9 protein-coding genes are annotated in these 13,158 nt (G+C 39.5%); 5 read left to right on the top strand and 4 right to left on the bottom strand.

Annotated elements, in window-relative coordinates:
- The first annotated feature begins 113 nt into the window (after positions 1–113).
- The 3 genes from AB4238_RS14870 (at position 114) to AB4238_RS14860 (ending at position 6,061) form a co-directional block, all read left to right on the top strand.
- Positions 114–809 carry an RluA family pseudouridine synthase gene (locus tag AB4238_RS14870; protein ID WP_372034167.1) on the top strand — a complete coding sequence of 232 codons (696 nt, stop codon included), beginning with the start codon at positions 114–116 and terminating at the stop codon, positions 807–809.
- A gap of 289 nt (positions 810–1,098) precedes the next feature.
- Positions 1,099–3,678 (top strand): M1 family aminopeptidase, encoded by a 2,580-nt coding sequence (locus AB4238_RS14865; RefSeq protein ID WP_372034128.1) that lies wholly within the window; start codon positions 1,099–1,101, stop codon positions 3,676–3,678.
- Between the two features lie 388 nt (positions 3,679–4,066).
- Positions 4,067–6,061, top strand: a complete 1,995-nt coding sequence (locus AB4238_RS14860; protein ID WP_372034127.1) for a bifunctional UDP-sugar hydrolase/5'-nucleotidase — start codon at positions 4,067–4,069, stop codon at positions 6,059–6,061.
- A gap of 122 nt (positions 6,062–6,183) precedes the next feature.
- Here the strand turns inward: AB4238_RS14860 and AB4238_RS14855 are convergent, their stop codons facing one another.
- Positions 6,184–7,227: a tyrosine-type recombinase/integrase gene (locus tag AB4238_RS14855; RefSeq protein WP_372034126.1), complete on the bottom strand. Its 1,044-nt coding sequence runs from the start codon at positions 7,225–7,227 to the stop codon at positions 6,184–6,186.
- Between the two features lie 407 nt (positions 7,228–7,634).
- Between AB4238_RS14855 and AB4238_RS14850 the strand changes: the two genes are divergently transcribed.
- The gene (locus AB4238_RS14850; RefSeq protein WP_372034125.1) at positions 7,635–8,141 is read left to right on the top strand and encodes a hypothetical protein; all 507 of its coding nucleotides are present in this window, start codon (positions 7,635–7,637) and stop codon (positions 8,139–8,141) included.
- Positions 8,142–8,252: 111 nt separating this feature from the next.
- Here the strand turns inward: AB4238_RS14850 and AB4238_RS14845 are convergent, their stop codons facing one another.
- A complete protein-coding gene (locus tag AB4238_RS14845; protein ID WP_372034124.1) occupies positions 8,253–9,278 on the bottom strand; it encodes a phosphotransferase in 1,026 nt (341 codons plus the stop codon).
- 127 nt (positions 9,279–9,405) lie between these two features.
- Here AB4238_RS14845 and AB4238_RS14840 point away from each other — a divergent pair, with 127 nt between their 5' ends.
- Positions 9,406–9,795, top strand: coding sequence for a glycine zipper family protein (locus tag AB4238_RS14840; RefSeq protein WP_372034123.1), 390 nt, complete (start codon positions 9,406–9,408; stop codon positions 9,793–9,795).
- A gap of 62 nt (positions 9,796–9,857) precedes the next feature.
- On the opposite strand, the gene AB4238_RS14835 is transcribed toward AB4238_RS14840, so the two are convergent.
- A complete protein-coding gene (locus AB4238_RS14835) occupies positions 9,858–10,355 on the bottom strand; it encodes a DUF6702 family protein (protein WP_372034122.1) in 498 nt (165 codons plus the stop codon).
- Between the two features lie 3 nt (positions 10,356–10,358).
- A complete protein-coding gene (locus AB4238_RS14830) occupies positions 10,359–12,812 on the bottom strand; it encodes a M1 family metallopeptidase (RefSeq protein WP_372034121.1) in 2,454 nt (817 codons plus the stop codon).
- Positions 12,813–13,158 lie beyond the last annotated feature (346 nt).

Here is a 13,158-nt window from a genome sequence, read left to right as displayed (position 1 = left end):
CTAAAGTGCGTTGTAGCAATGAATGTTTAACCCATATACCGTTACTTCAGTCGTTGAATCGCTACGCATGCTGTATGATTGCTGCCAACTCTGTCGTATATACGGTTTCACATATGCCCCCTGTGGTTGATGATTTTATTGCTCCTACTTGTTTTGAAGAGATTACCATTCTTTATCAAGATGATTACCTACTGCTAATCAACAAGCCTTCTGGTTTATTGTCATTATCGGGCAAAAACCCGCTAAACTTTGATTCAGTTCATTACCGTTTAGTAAAAGATTTTCCGGGTTGCTCTTTAGTGCACCGATTGGACTTTGGTACATCAGGCATAATGGTCATCGCGCTGAATAAACTGATTAATGCGCTACTGTGTCGCCAATTTAGTGAGCGCAGCGTGCTTAAGCGCTATACGGCTTTATTAATTGGGGAGTTGAGTGAAACTACAGGGATAATAAGTGCCGCTATTGCTAAAGATAAACCTAATTTTCCCTTGATGAAGTTATGTGAGGAGGAGGGCAAGTCCGCTCGCTCAGTTTACAATGTTTTGGCTAAAGAAGAGTATCAAGCAGACAGCTTAAACAAAGCGATAATGGTTACCCGAGTAGAGCTTACCCCAGAAACTGGGCGTACCCATCAGCTTAGGATCCATAGCCAATATATTGGTCACCCCATTATAGGCTGTGATCTGTATGGTTGCTCTTATTCGCACCAGCTAGCGCCCCGATTAATGTTACATGCTACCCGCCTAGAGTTCGACCATCCGATTACAGGCGTAAAAGTGCTTGGTTTTAGTCCATGCCCTTTTTGACAGGTATTATTGCCTTTTGGCATTAATCGCACGTCATTTAACCTTTATTGAATAACTTTATACTACTCCCTTAGTGCTAGTCATGAATTGTTACAACATGCTTTAACTCACCGCATGTTGTTGCTCACACTGCTGTTAAATATTTGTTATCTTACTTGGGTAAAGCGTTACCGCTTGTAAAGGTTCTAACCATTTTTACGCGAGTACCGCAACTCTCTTTGGCAAAAAATCGATGCAGACAAAAGCATGGAAGCTCGATTTAGCGCAAAACAAGAAAATAGGAATTTACATGTATAGAGTCGTCACGGCCTCTTTGGTCACACTTTCTTGTGTAACTAGCTTTAATACATATTCTAACGAATACGTATTAAGTAAAGTTGCCGAGCCTATCACGCAGTCGGTGAAGCTTAATCTAGATCCGCAAAAAGATAATTTCTCAGGTAGTACATCAATAGAGCTTATTGTTAAAGAGCCCACTCAACAGCTGCAGTTAAACGGCTTAGAATATACAGCCAGTAATATCTTGTTAGCGGGTGCCAAAGACTGCCAAATGGCAGCAACTATGCAAGACACTGGCGTTGTTTTGTTTGATTGTAAGCATGTCATTGAGCCAGGTAAATACCAGCTTTCTATGGACTTTACTGCGCCCTATAATAGGCAGTCGGTTGGTCTTTATAAGACTATTGATGGTGGACAGCCGTATCTGTTCACTCAGTTTGAAATGAGTGATGCACGCCGAGCGTTTCCAAGCTTTGATGAGCCAGGCTACAAGATCCCGTATCAAGTGACGATTACCGCGCCGAGTACTGAAAAAGTTTATAGCAATACACCAGAACTATCTGCAAATGAAAAGAATGGTTTAACCACACATGTCTTTAAACAAACTAAACCTTTGTCGTCTTACCTCGTTGCATTTGCTATCGGGCAATTTGAAGAGATAGAAGTTAAAGGTATGAAAGTCCCGGGTAGGGTAATTACCACAAAGGGAAAAATCGAGATAGCACAATACGCGGCTAAAAAAATGCCTGAAGTGTTGTCGGCTTTAGAGGATTACTTTGGTGTTGATTACCCTTATGAAAAACTGGATACCGTAGCTGTACCTGAGTTTCCTTTCGGTGCAATGGAAAATGCCGGCCTAGTTACCTACAGAGAAGACATTCTGCTAGTTGATGAAAAAAATGCCAGTCAAAATAGTAAAGAGCGAGCAGTGTCGATCATTGCTCATGAGCTAGCACACCAATGGTATGGCAACTTAGTGACCATGCAGTGGTGGAATGATCTTTGGTTAAACGAAGCATTCGCGAGTTGGATGGCAGCAAAAATTACCCATCAAATTCACCCAGAGTTTGAATCTGATCTTTCTCTATCAAAAAACTATGTGATGGCGATGGATGCTAGGGTTTCAACAAAGCCTATTCGTAAGCCAATTAAAACCGAAGCTGACATTATGGACGGTTTAGGTCTAGCTTATAGCAAAGGCGAAGCCGTGCTAGATATGGTTGAAAACTATATCGGCGAAAATGAGTTTAAGGCGGGTATTCGTCAGTATATTAAAGATCATGCTTTTGAGAATACTCAGGCGGACGATTTATGGAATGCGTTGTCTAAATCTTCTGGTAAGGATGTCGGTGCGGTATTAGGTACGTTTATTGAGCAGTCTTCTTATCCTTTAATAAAAGTTGATCTTAAAGGCAATAAGCTGACCTTAACACAAAGCCGATTTGTAACAGCAGGAACAGAGGCTAAAGATCAAACTTGGACAGTGCCTGTTTCTATCAAGTTTGGTAAAGGTGACAAGGTTAAACATAAAACGGTTTTGCTCACCAAAGAGAGCCAAACCGTAGCGCTAGATTTTGCACCAGATTGGATCTACCCGGATTTAGATGCAATGGGTTATTATCGCTGGTTATTAGATGACGCGCAGATGCAATCTTTGCTCGCCAATGCTAAAACACAGTTAACGCCACGAGAGCGTAAAGCGTTAATCTCATCTGCAGATGCATTACTTGATGCTGGTTTTGTTTCTGGTGGCGAGCTGCTTAATATCCTTGGTGAGTTCATTGATGACCAACATCCAGAGATAGTGTCTACTGCATTGGGTTATCTGCAGTCACAGAAACGTACATTTATTGATGAAAGCAACCAAGCACAATGGGCAAACTTTATCTCAAAGCGTGCGAGTAGTGCGATCGATAAATACGGCGTAGCAGCTAAAACCAATGAAAAGACTGCAATTAGCAAGCTTCGTCCAACACTGATCAACTTATTGGCGTTTGAAGCCAAAGACAAAGATATTATTGCAACAGCTACTAAACAAGCTAAGGTCTATATTGCAGGAAGCAACCAAGTTGATCCTTATCTTATCGGTACTTATCTAACTGTGGCAGTGTATTACGGTGATGAACAGTTGCTAAACCTCGTTAAGAGTGAGTTTGAGAAGACTAAAGATCCACAAAAACGTACTCGATTAATGAACGCGTTGGGTTATGCTCCTACAGAAAAACTGCAAGATGATATGCTCGCTTACTCTCTGACTGATAAGATCAATGCCCCGGATTTGAGGTATGTTTTGTCTGGGCAATCTTATACAGAAGCACGTCGAATACGCTTTAGAAATTGGGTTTATGCTAACTATTCAACGATAAAAGAAAAATTGCCTCCATTTGCGGTAGCAAATATTCCGTATTATACCGGTTCAGGTTGTGAGTTAAGCGCACTTGAAACCACTGACAAGTTTTTTGCGCCTAAATTGAAGGCTAATCCAGAGTTTAAAAGAACCTTGGCAAAGTTAGATGAGAGCGTCCGAAATTGTGTAAGGCTAAAACAACGTGAACAAGCAAGTGTTGCCAGTTACCTAAAGCAATTCTAGAGTAAACCTTTTCGAGTAAAGCCAGCTTTAACGCTGGCTTTTTTTATTAACATTCACGTTTCAATTTGAAATTATTTGCTGTTTTGCAACCTACAAAGGCGTAACCAAGTGTCGCCACTCTCAACACAATAAACCAACAATCAGCCCGGGTTTTTAAATTCAAAACAGCTAGTTAATCGACTAATCGAATCAAAAAATACTGCAGCTAGTTTTAATATGCCTAAAGGTATTCTCCTATTGCTGCTTTATACTTTATCTTGATATAAAACCCTGAATATATGTAGTTAAGTTGTTGTATATGTTGATTTTACACGGAGTTAACCAATGTGGTTTCTCTTTTATACTTCTGCTATTTTGTCGGCGGGTCCTATATAAAGAAGAAATTATAATGAAATTACAAAAAACAGTTATAGCAGTAGCCTTACTAGCGGCGTTATCTGCTTGTTCAAATGATGATGACACAAACCAGGCTGATAAAGGTTTTAACCTAACTATTGCCCATATCAATGATACTCACTCGAACTTTGATCCGGTAAAGTCGAGCTTTACTATGGGTAAGGATGGCGAGGTTGTCTTTAATGAATTCGGTGGTTATCCGAGGTTACTTGAAGCTGCAAATGAGATTAAGGAAGAGACTAGCCAGCCTCTACTATTTTTACATGGTGGTGATGCATGGCAAGGCACCGCTTACTTTAAGTTAAATGAAGGCAAGGCGAACGCAGATTTACTTTCCCAAATGGGATTAGATGCAATGGCATTAGGTAATCACGAGTTCGATTTAGATACGAGTAAACTTGCTAGCTTTATTGATAGCGTTAACTTCCCACTACTGGCTAACAATATGGATGCTGGTTTTGATTCTGCATTAAGTGGCTCTACGAATCTTAAGCCTTATCAGCTGTTTGCATTTGACGGCGCAACCAAACGTAAAGTCAATGAAGTTTCTGAAGCGAACGACAATGAGCAAATCGTTGCCGTTGTTGGTGTTGTTTTAGAAGATATGCCAACCATAGCAACGGGTACTGGCGACGTTAAATTTGAAAACGAAATCGCATTTACTCAAGTGACTGTTACTGCACTTAAAGCCGAAGGCGTCAATAAAATTGTAGTGTTGTCTCATATTGGTAATGCCAGAGATATTGCGCTTGCAGAAGGAACAACCGGTATCGATGTTATCGTTGGCGGCCACTCCCATACTTTACTCGGTGACTTTACTGATTTAGGTCATGGTGATAATGGTGTATATGCTCAGCTGATAAAACAAAAAGATGAAGTTGGGCAAACATGTATTGTCCAAGCAGGCCAATATGCACAAGCTATTGGTAAGGTTGATGTAAAGTTTGACAGTGAAGGTGAACTGTTGTCTTGTGCGGGTCAAAATACGTTATTGACCAACGAGGAGTTTTACAGTGATGGCAAACGTGAAGAAAGCGATCTGCTTACTGGCGCCGAGCATGAAAAAGTAGAAAGCTTCATTGATGAGACTGCACTTATTGATGATGTTGACGAAAATATAGATATGCGCGTTCATATTGACGCAACTTATAAACCAGCATTGGAAGAGGCTTACGGCGAAGTAGTAGCCAATGCTCCACAAGAGATAAACCATGAGCGTCGTCCTGGTGATGCAGGAACCGACAAACACGGTTCTGATGTCGCGCCATTAATTGCTGAAGGTATGGTCTATTGGGCAAACCAGTCTGATGTAAATTCAGTGATTGGTAAAAAAGTGCAGATTGGTTTAGTTGGCGCTGGTGGGGTACGAACTGACATTGCATCTGGCGAATTTAGGGAAGGGCACGCTAGCCTTGAGTTGCTGCCATTTTCCAATTACCTGTCGGTATTGACGATTAATGGTGAGGTACTAACAGATCTATTAACTTCTACTATTGATGCGACACTTCCAGTTGGCAGCCATGCAGGTAAATTCCCCTATGTAGGTGGCATGCGTTATACCTTTACCGAAGAGGTTAAAAATACCAGTGGTAATATCAGTTCAATTGATATCAACACCGGCACTGAATCTGAACCTCGATGGGAGCCTATTAGCGACAACACTGACTACGTCGTCATCGTTAATAACTATAATGCTAGTGGTAATGATGGTTGGAATGCATTAGGTGATGCTCAACTGCAAGCTACTGACCGAGTTGATCTTGTTAAAACTGCGGCAGGTTATAAAGCTTATAAAGTCGATCATTTAACCTATAATTCAACTGAAAATACTTATAGCGTTGTATACGCAGATAACGCACCAAGTTGTGATGATAATGGTACAGATATTTGTAATACAGATGCGCTTTCCTTTATCAATTATGCTGAGCAAAAAGTTGTTTTAGAACAGTTACCATTTGAATCTACAACAGTGATTTATAAAGACTAAATACGTTTATATAATAAATGTATGGTGTATTAAATATTAAAAGGGCGCTCTAAGAGAGCGCCCTTTCTATTTGGCATAATAATAGGTTTCGGTAACCAACAATATAAGCTTTGCCTATGTTTCTAATCGTTAGGCTTTAAATAATGGTTTAACGATCTAGGATCGGTATGGCCTGTCCGCCCCATAATGTAAAGGTGATCTTTTTTATTTTCATGTAGTTGCGTTACACAACCGCTTCTTAAACTGTGAGCACCATAAAATTTAGGATCTAAATCAGCCTTAATACAATAACGTTTTACTAATTGATAAATATCATCACCACGTAAGAAACCTTTACCTGAGTTTGCATCTATAACTTGATAGTCTCTAATATATCTACCATCTCGAGTTAGTGATCTAAATAAGTGGCCTTGTTTTATTTTAGCGACATCAATCCACTCTTTTACAACTTCATAAGCTGAAAATGTTTCATCTTTTGGAAGTACTTTCCACTCTCTTTGTCCTTGCTGATTACTTTTAGAGTAGGGCAGCCTAACTTTGAGTTTGTCTCTTAAAAAACTTAAATGATTAACTTTTATATTCGCTAATTCTGATCGTCTAAATCCACCTTGAAAACCCAATAGTATAATTGCTTTGTCACGCTTTTGCGTTAGAGCCTGACTCTGGTTTTCAATAGCTTGAATAAGTAACTCAAGTTCATCATACATAATCGGTTGTTGATCATAGTCGGAGACTATTCGGTTGTGGTTACGCATAAGTCCGCGCATAACTCGGATAACCAAAGGGTGTTCAGTTGGCGAGGCTGTACCAGATTGAATATGATAAAAACGAATTGCGGCTAGTCGACTATTGATAGTTTGAGTCGATAGCTGGTGGCCACTTTTAGCTTGATAAAAATCTTTTTGATGACCGATAAAAGAAATAACCGTTCTGGGATCGGCAGGGTTTGAGCTTAGGCCATGGCTTTCACAGTAAGTTTTAAAAATAGCAAAACTTGAACGATAAACTCGCCGAGTGTTGTCAGAAATTTCATAGCGAGTTTCTTTGGCTGCACTTTCAAAATCATTAAGCATCGAAATAGGAAGTTCAGCTTCTTGGTAAAAGCCATTGTCGCTGTTAGTGGTCGGCACATTATTGGAAATGGGGCTGATATGCTTGCGGCTCATTTCCTAGATTACCTCTTTCTATATCGTTAATTTATGGATTTAGCGTCAATATGAGCCAGATAGTTTATCTATTTCTAACACTCTCTACCAGTGATAATCGTCATTATCACTGGTAGTGGTTGAGTTATAAACAAATGCAAACAAAACGACTAGGTTTAGTCGAAATAATAAACAGAGGAAGCTATCGGTATAAAATTTTTAGCTCCAAGAAGCTATTTTTTTAAGGCGTTACTTTTCGAAGTTAAGGTCCCTTTAACTTTATGCAGACTAATCCAATCATTAATATGGTTATACCATTTTAATTGCTGTCTAAGAGAATCGCTGCAAACACTTGTTTATCTGTGGGTTATTAAATATTATCTCTATATTAATGGTGATACCATACTTTAAAAATAATGGCTAAGCTGATGAATCATACGAAGCAAGAGTGGCAATACCATAGTAATAAACCGACAAAGGGACGTAAGCTGTTACTGCTTCAAAGAGATGAGATCGTTATTGCGTTACCGCTGCTCTTTAGACTCATACCCAGAGACCAAATTTTAAAAAGACTAGATTGGTTTGAAAGTGGTGCGGAGTCAGAAACAAATTTCTTGAAAGTATCAGAGTTACTTTCATTAGTGACTCGAAAGAGAAAGCTAAATTCGGATCTAAGGGTAGAGTTAGAACAGCTCAATTTATGTTTAAACCAAATGTTTAGCGACTATGGCTGGCGTATGGTCAGGAAGGAGTTAGCACAAGTTAAAAAGCGCAAAAAGAAATCACACATAGAATTAAGCAATGATCTCATTCATAGGCTCAAAGCCTTTATGTCGATAAAACAACTAGACAGTTTTGATCAAGCGTTAGATTTTCTGCTGAGCGAGTGTGAGTCATTACAGATTGATCCCAGCAATGAGGGCGAAACCACTTAAGTTAAGCCTGTAGAGAAACACCCTTTAACTATCTTTTTGTATTGTAGCCTCTAGATAGTTAAAGATTACTTACTTTGGTTGGCGAAATAATATTATTGTAGAACGGTCAGCTTAACCACTATGGATTTTGCTAAGTGCAGCCATTGTTCGGCTTTGACTAAAGTTGGTGCGCTTGGTATGTGTCGGCGCCCAACCCGCGAGAAACCGTTCAAAATCAGCCCATGCTATATCGATTAATTCACGCCATTCATATTCAATATCTTTGAAACTATGTTTGCTGTTTAACGTTAAGAGTGTTGCATTTAATTGCTTAAAATAAACGTCGATTAAGTCGTCGAAATTCTGTTCTAGACTTGTTTCATCTAGACAACTACCCAGCAAATAAATAACGTCCTTCATGCCGCATCCGCCACCTACATATTGAAAATCAACCGCTGCTACTTCTGATAAATCTTCAGTAAAACAGAAGTTTGCAATTTTGGCATCACCATGGACCAAAGTCTTAAACCGACAGTTATTAAGCTTCGCATCGAGTAGAGCTGCTGAACGTTTAAGCTCACTTTCCTCCATCGCGTCATACTCAGTTAGACGAGTATCTAAATACCAGTAAGTGCCAATCGGCCATAGATTTTTCGGCCAATCGTCAGAAACTTTAGACTGCAAATTAAGTGCATGAAATCTCGCCAGCCATTGTAGACAAGTAGCTGCAACGTTAACCGATGCATTTGAAAGTCTTATTGGGTAACCCTCAGCATCTAAATCTGACATAACGATTATTTTTGAATTTGGGCATGCATTATCGAGGTTTTCCTGGGCAATAAACTTGGGAACTGCACAAGTCGGTTTAATATTATTTGCCCAATATTGATAAAACTCCGCCTCTACATTATAGGAGGTTAGCTTTCGTTGATGTGCTAGTGCTCCATTCCAGCCTCGTGGGTGTTGTTGGTTAGTCGGCGGTGAGATATGTTTTACAATAAAGCGACCGAAATAGCGATTCGATTTATCTGTATTTTCATAGCGGCCAATTTCACCATAACCTGACCAAAGTGATTGGATTATTTCAATTTTTTCAAACTGAGTTGTTGCCAAAAGCGTAGACAATCTTTCTTCGAGTTTTACTGCATTTTGTGTCAATTTAACAACCTAATCTAAGCCTTTGTACCATAATTGATAATACTGGTACTTTTACGAGTGTGATGTGTTTTTGCATTCTGTTAGCGTACTTGTCAATTATTGAATTAGAACAGCTAAGGTGCACTCAATGAATAAAAGCATGCTCATGGTTATTTTACTACTGGTTTCATCAAATGTTACGGCAAATATTATTGTAGATAAAACAGGAGTGGATGAGAAAGATTATATCTATGATCTGCACCAATGCACTGAATTATCGACCCAAGTTCAAAAAACGGATACCAGTAGTAGCGCGGTAGGTAGTGCAGCAAAAGGAGCAGCAATTGGTTCAGCGGGTAAAGCAATCGCCGGTGGTTCCGGGACTGACGGTGCCAAACAAGGTGCAGCGATAGGCCTTGGGCTTGGTGTGCTGTCTAACGGTAGAAGTCGACGCAATGATGCTGCAAAATTTGAAGCTGAACAACAACAAGTGGTTAAAAACTGTATGGTAAACCGTGGTTATGTCGTGCTGAATTAAATGTGATTTGGTCCGAGTTAGCGTAAGGGCTAACACTTTATTAGTGTTAGCCCTTTTATATGTTATTCGGCCAATGACACATTAAGCCATTGATCGCTATCGTTGAATAGTAAAGACTGTAACTCACCTTTGCCTTCAATATTGACTAAATTTAACTGAGATGGCCAAAGTTCTTGTAGGGCTCCGTTTGAAATGGAAAGTTCAGTGATATTGCTTGGAATTGCGGTTTCTTGGTAGATCCAAATGTACTTGCCATCAAGCTCTAATCCAACAAACTTAAGTGGTAGCTGTTTGGAATCATTAATCTCAATTGCAAATTGAGTCTGTACATATTCTGCAAAGCTATTCTGGGTTGCTTTACTACTTAAAATATCTGCACTGGGATCAAAAAGATCTCTTACCGCATGCTCAGCATCATGAAGATAAAACTTGTGCATTACTTCTATATTATCAACTCTGTGGTTAAAACTAACGGTAGTGGTTGCCATCTTTTGCTGATGCGCGTTTAACGAAAGTGAGATTAACCCAATGAAAACCGCAATAATTATTGTTAATCTCATATTTTATCCAGCCTTTTCTGAGTTATACTCTTCATCTTCTTCAGTTTTAAGTTCTGTTTTAATATCCTGCATAATATCGCGTTTAACTTTTGCCTTACTTTTTTCTTTTTTATAGGCTTCAATTCTTGATGGAATAATCCTGCGTGGGAAGTAGTTGTTGTTCAAATCAACATCCGCTGTTTGCCAGCTAGGATCGATTTCAACTTCTCTTAGAACTTTGTCTGATACGATGAGTTTATTAACTGACTTCGGGCTTCTACGCCAGATCTCTGCAGGAATGTTTAGCTGTTCGACACTGCCATCTTCATAGGTTAATTGCAGCAAAATAGGCATCACTAGTCCACCTAAGTTAGAGAATTCAAGTACGTAATAATTTTTATCTTCTTTAATTGCTCTTTGTATTACATCACGTTCCCAAGGTTCTAACTTCTTAATAAACTTGTTGTATTTATTCCGCTCTTTGTTGGTAACTGTATATTCATCGTTAGATTCATAAAAATCAGTCACATCTGGGTTTAGATCTATCCAGCTTTTAAGCCCTTGCTCTTTGTTTCTTTCTATCGCGATAGGAGTCGGTTTATCTTGCTCCATCTGGCGTTCGCGAGCAAAATCGATATCAGGATTTTTAGTATTCATTCTAAGCTTGTAGACTTTGTCGATTGAGATATCAACATGATCCGTGCTGTAAAACCAGCCTCTCCAAAACCAATCCAGATCGACACCAGATGCTTCTTCCATGGTTCTAAAAAAGTCAGATGGAGTAGGGCGTTTATACTTCCAGCGATTGGCATACTCTTTAAATGCGAAATCAAACAGCTCTCGTCCAAGTACTACTTCCCGTAAAATGTCTAATGCCACAGCGGGTTTGGTGTAAGCATTTGGACCGAGTTTCAATACACTATCAGACTGAGTCATTACCGGAACTTGCACTGTTGATTTCATATATTCAACAATGTCGCGCGGCTCTCTAGCCCAATGAGATTCGGTTTCCCATTCTCTTTTTGCTACGGAGTCTAGAAAGCTATTCAGCCCCTCGTCCATCCATGTCCACTGCCTTTCGTCTGAGTTTACGATCATCGGAAAGTAAATATGGCCAATTTCATGGATAACAACGCCTATCAGAAAACGCTTTTCCGACAATGTATAGGTTCGGCTACCATCTTCTTGTAATTCGGTGCGAGGACCGTTGAAGGTGATCATTGGATATTCCATTCCGCCAACGGGTCCATTAATAGATTGAGCGGTTGGATATGGGTAATCAAAAGAATACTTTGAGTACACCTCCATGGTATGGATGATAGATTCAGTTGAGTATTTCTTCCAAAGATCACCACCTTCCTTTGGATAAAAAGACATCGCCATGACTAAAGGCCTTTCAGCAGATTGCTGTTGATAACCTTTAGCATCCCACATGAATTTTCTAGAGGAAGCCCATGCAAAATCACGCACATTTTCGGCTTCAAAATGCCAGGTTTTGGTACTATTCGATGCCGCTAATTCATTCTCTAAAGCTTCAGCTTCGGTCACAATAAAAACCGGTCTTTTGCTGGTTTTGGATTTTTCAAAACGTTTGCGCTGCGTTTTATTTAATACTGAACTCGCATTGGTTAATTCACCAGTAGCCGCAACAATATGGTCGGCTGGTACAGTTATTTCAACATCGTAATCACCGAACTCCAAGGTGAATTCACCGCTGCCTAAGAAAGCTTTATTTGTCCAAGCTTCATAATCGGTGTATGCATGTAATCTAGGAAACCATTGTGCAAGTTGAAATATGTCATTGCCGCCGTCACGCTTATCATCAGGGAAGTGCTCGTAACCACTGCGACCACCCACTGCTTTTTGATCGGTAATGTTAAAAGCATAATTAAGTTGGAATTCTACTTCTTTACCAGGTTTTAATGGTTCAAGAAGATCAATTCTCATATTTGTGCCAACTATTGTGACACGAAGAGGAGTGCCATTAACTGTCACTTCACCTATTTGATATCCGACTTCAGTGTCAGCTAATAACTGTTGACCACGTAATGTTTTTAAACTGATTTTGGTTGGCTTACCATTAACACTGCTTGCTAGTTCTGATGGGCTAGAGAAAGTGCGAGTGCGACTGGCGATAGAGTCAGCTTTATAGTAGTTCTGGTCAAGCTGCAGCCAAAGATACTTTAGCGTGTCAGGAGAGTTATTGGTGTAAGTGACGGTTTGTTCAGCTTCAAGGCGCTTTTTATCTTCATTCAGAGAAGCCTTAATATGATAATCGACTTGTTGCTGCCAATATTGATGGCCAGGTTCTCCCGCTGCATTGCGATATACGTTTGGCGTCGGTAAGTCTACATCTAGCTGACGAAACTTATCTTCAAAATCACCTTTAGATTGTTTTATTGCTGAGGCTTGTACTGGCAAAGCTAAACCAGCTATTACTGCGCACAGTAATATTGTTGAATTGTTATTCTTATACACTGGATACATCTCTTATTATTACAATGACATTGCGTCATTGCTTATTTTTATGGGGTAGTTTTAGAAAATTATACAATAGACTCGATACACTAAGTTAACTCTGTTGCTAAAAGGTTTGGTGAGTTATTTCTTATAGGATCTCGCGCTGCATTGGCTTTACAAAAGGAATTTATTGCAGATATCTTGCAGAAAGCAGCATATTATACCGCTAAACTAGATATGTTTAGCGTCTTACTCAACCGCGAAATACCAAATATTAACAAAGGTTTACAATTTTTACTTTTATCCTTTGACCTAGAACTGCCGTTTTAATCATTTAAATACTTAGGGTTGTTGATCTTTCGAG

Source organism: Shewanella sp. 10N.286.45.A1 (assembly GCF_041470405.1).
Taxonomy (GTDB): Bacteria; Pseudomonadota; Gammaproteobacteria; order Enterobacterales; family Shewanellaceae; genus Shewanella.
This window is presented reverse-complemented; position numbering and strand designations above follow the sequence as displayed.

What these genes read in the sequence shown, in the direction of transcription:
- AB4238_RS14855 (WP_372034126.1), bottom strand. Translation starts at nt 7,227, where the DNA reads ATGAGCCGCAAGCATATCAGCCCCATTTCCAATAATGTGCCGACCACT.
- AB4238_RS14865 (WP_372034128.1), top strand. Translation starts at nt 1,099, where the DNA reads ATGTATAGAGTCGTCACGGCCTCTTTGGTCACACTTTCTTGTGTAACT.
- AB4238_RS14850 (WP_372034125.1), top strand. Translation starts at nt 7,635, where the DNA reads ATGAATCATACGAAGCAAGAGTGGCAATACCATAGTAATAAACCGACA.
- AB4238_RS14870 (WP_372034167.1), top strand. Translation starts at nt 114, where the DNA reads ATGCCCCCTGTGGTTGATGATTTTATTGCTCCTACTTGTTTTGAAGAG.
- AB4238_RS14840 (WP_372034123.1), top strand. Translation starts at nt 9,406, where the DNA reads ATGAATAAAAGCATGCTCATGGTTATTTTACTACTGGTTTCATCAAAT.
- AB4238_RS14860 (WP_372034127.1), top strand. Translation starts at nt 4,067, where the DNA reads ATGAAATTACAAAAAACAGTTATAGCAGTAGCCTTACTAGCGGCGTTA.
- AB4238_RS14835 (WP_372034122.1), bottom strand. Translation starts at nt 10,355, where the DNA reads ATGAGATTAACAATAATTATTGCGGTTTTCATTGGGTTAATCTCACTT.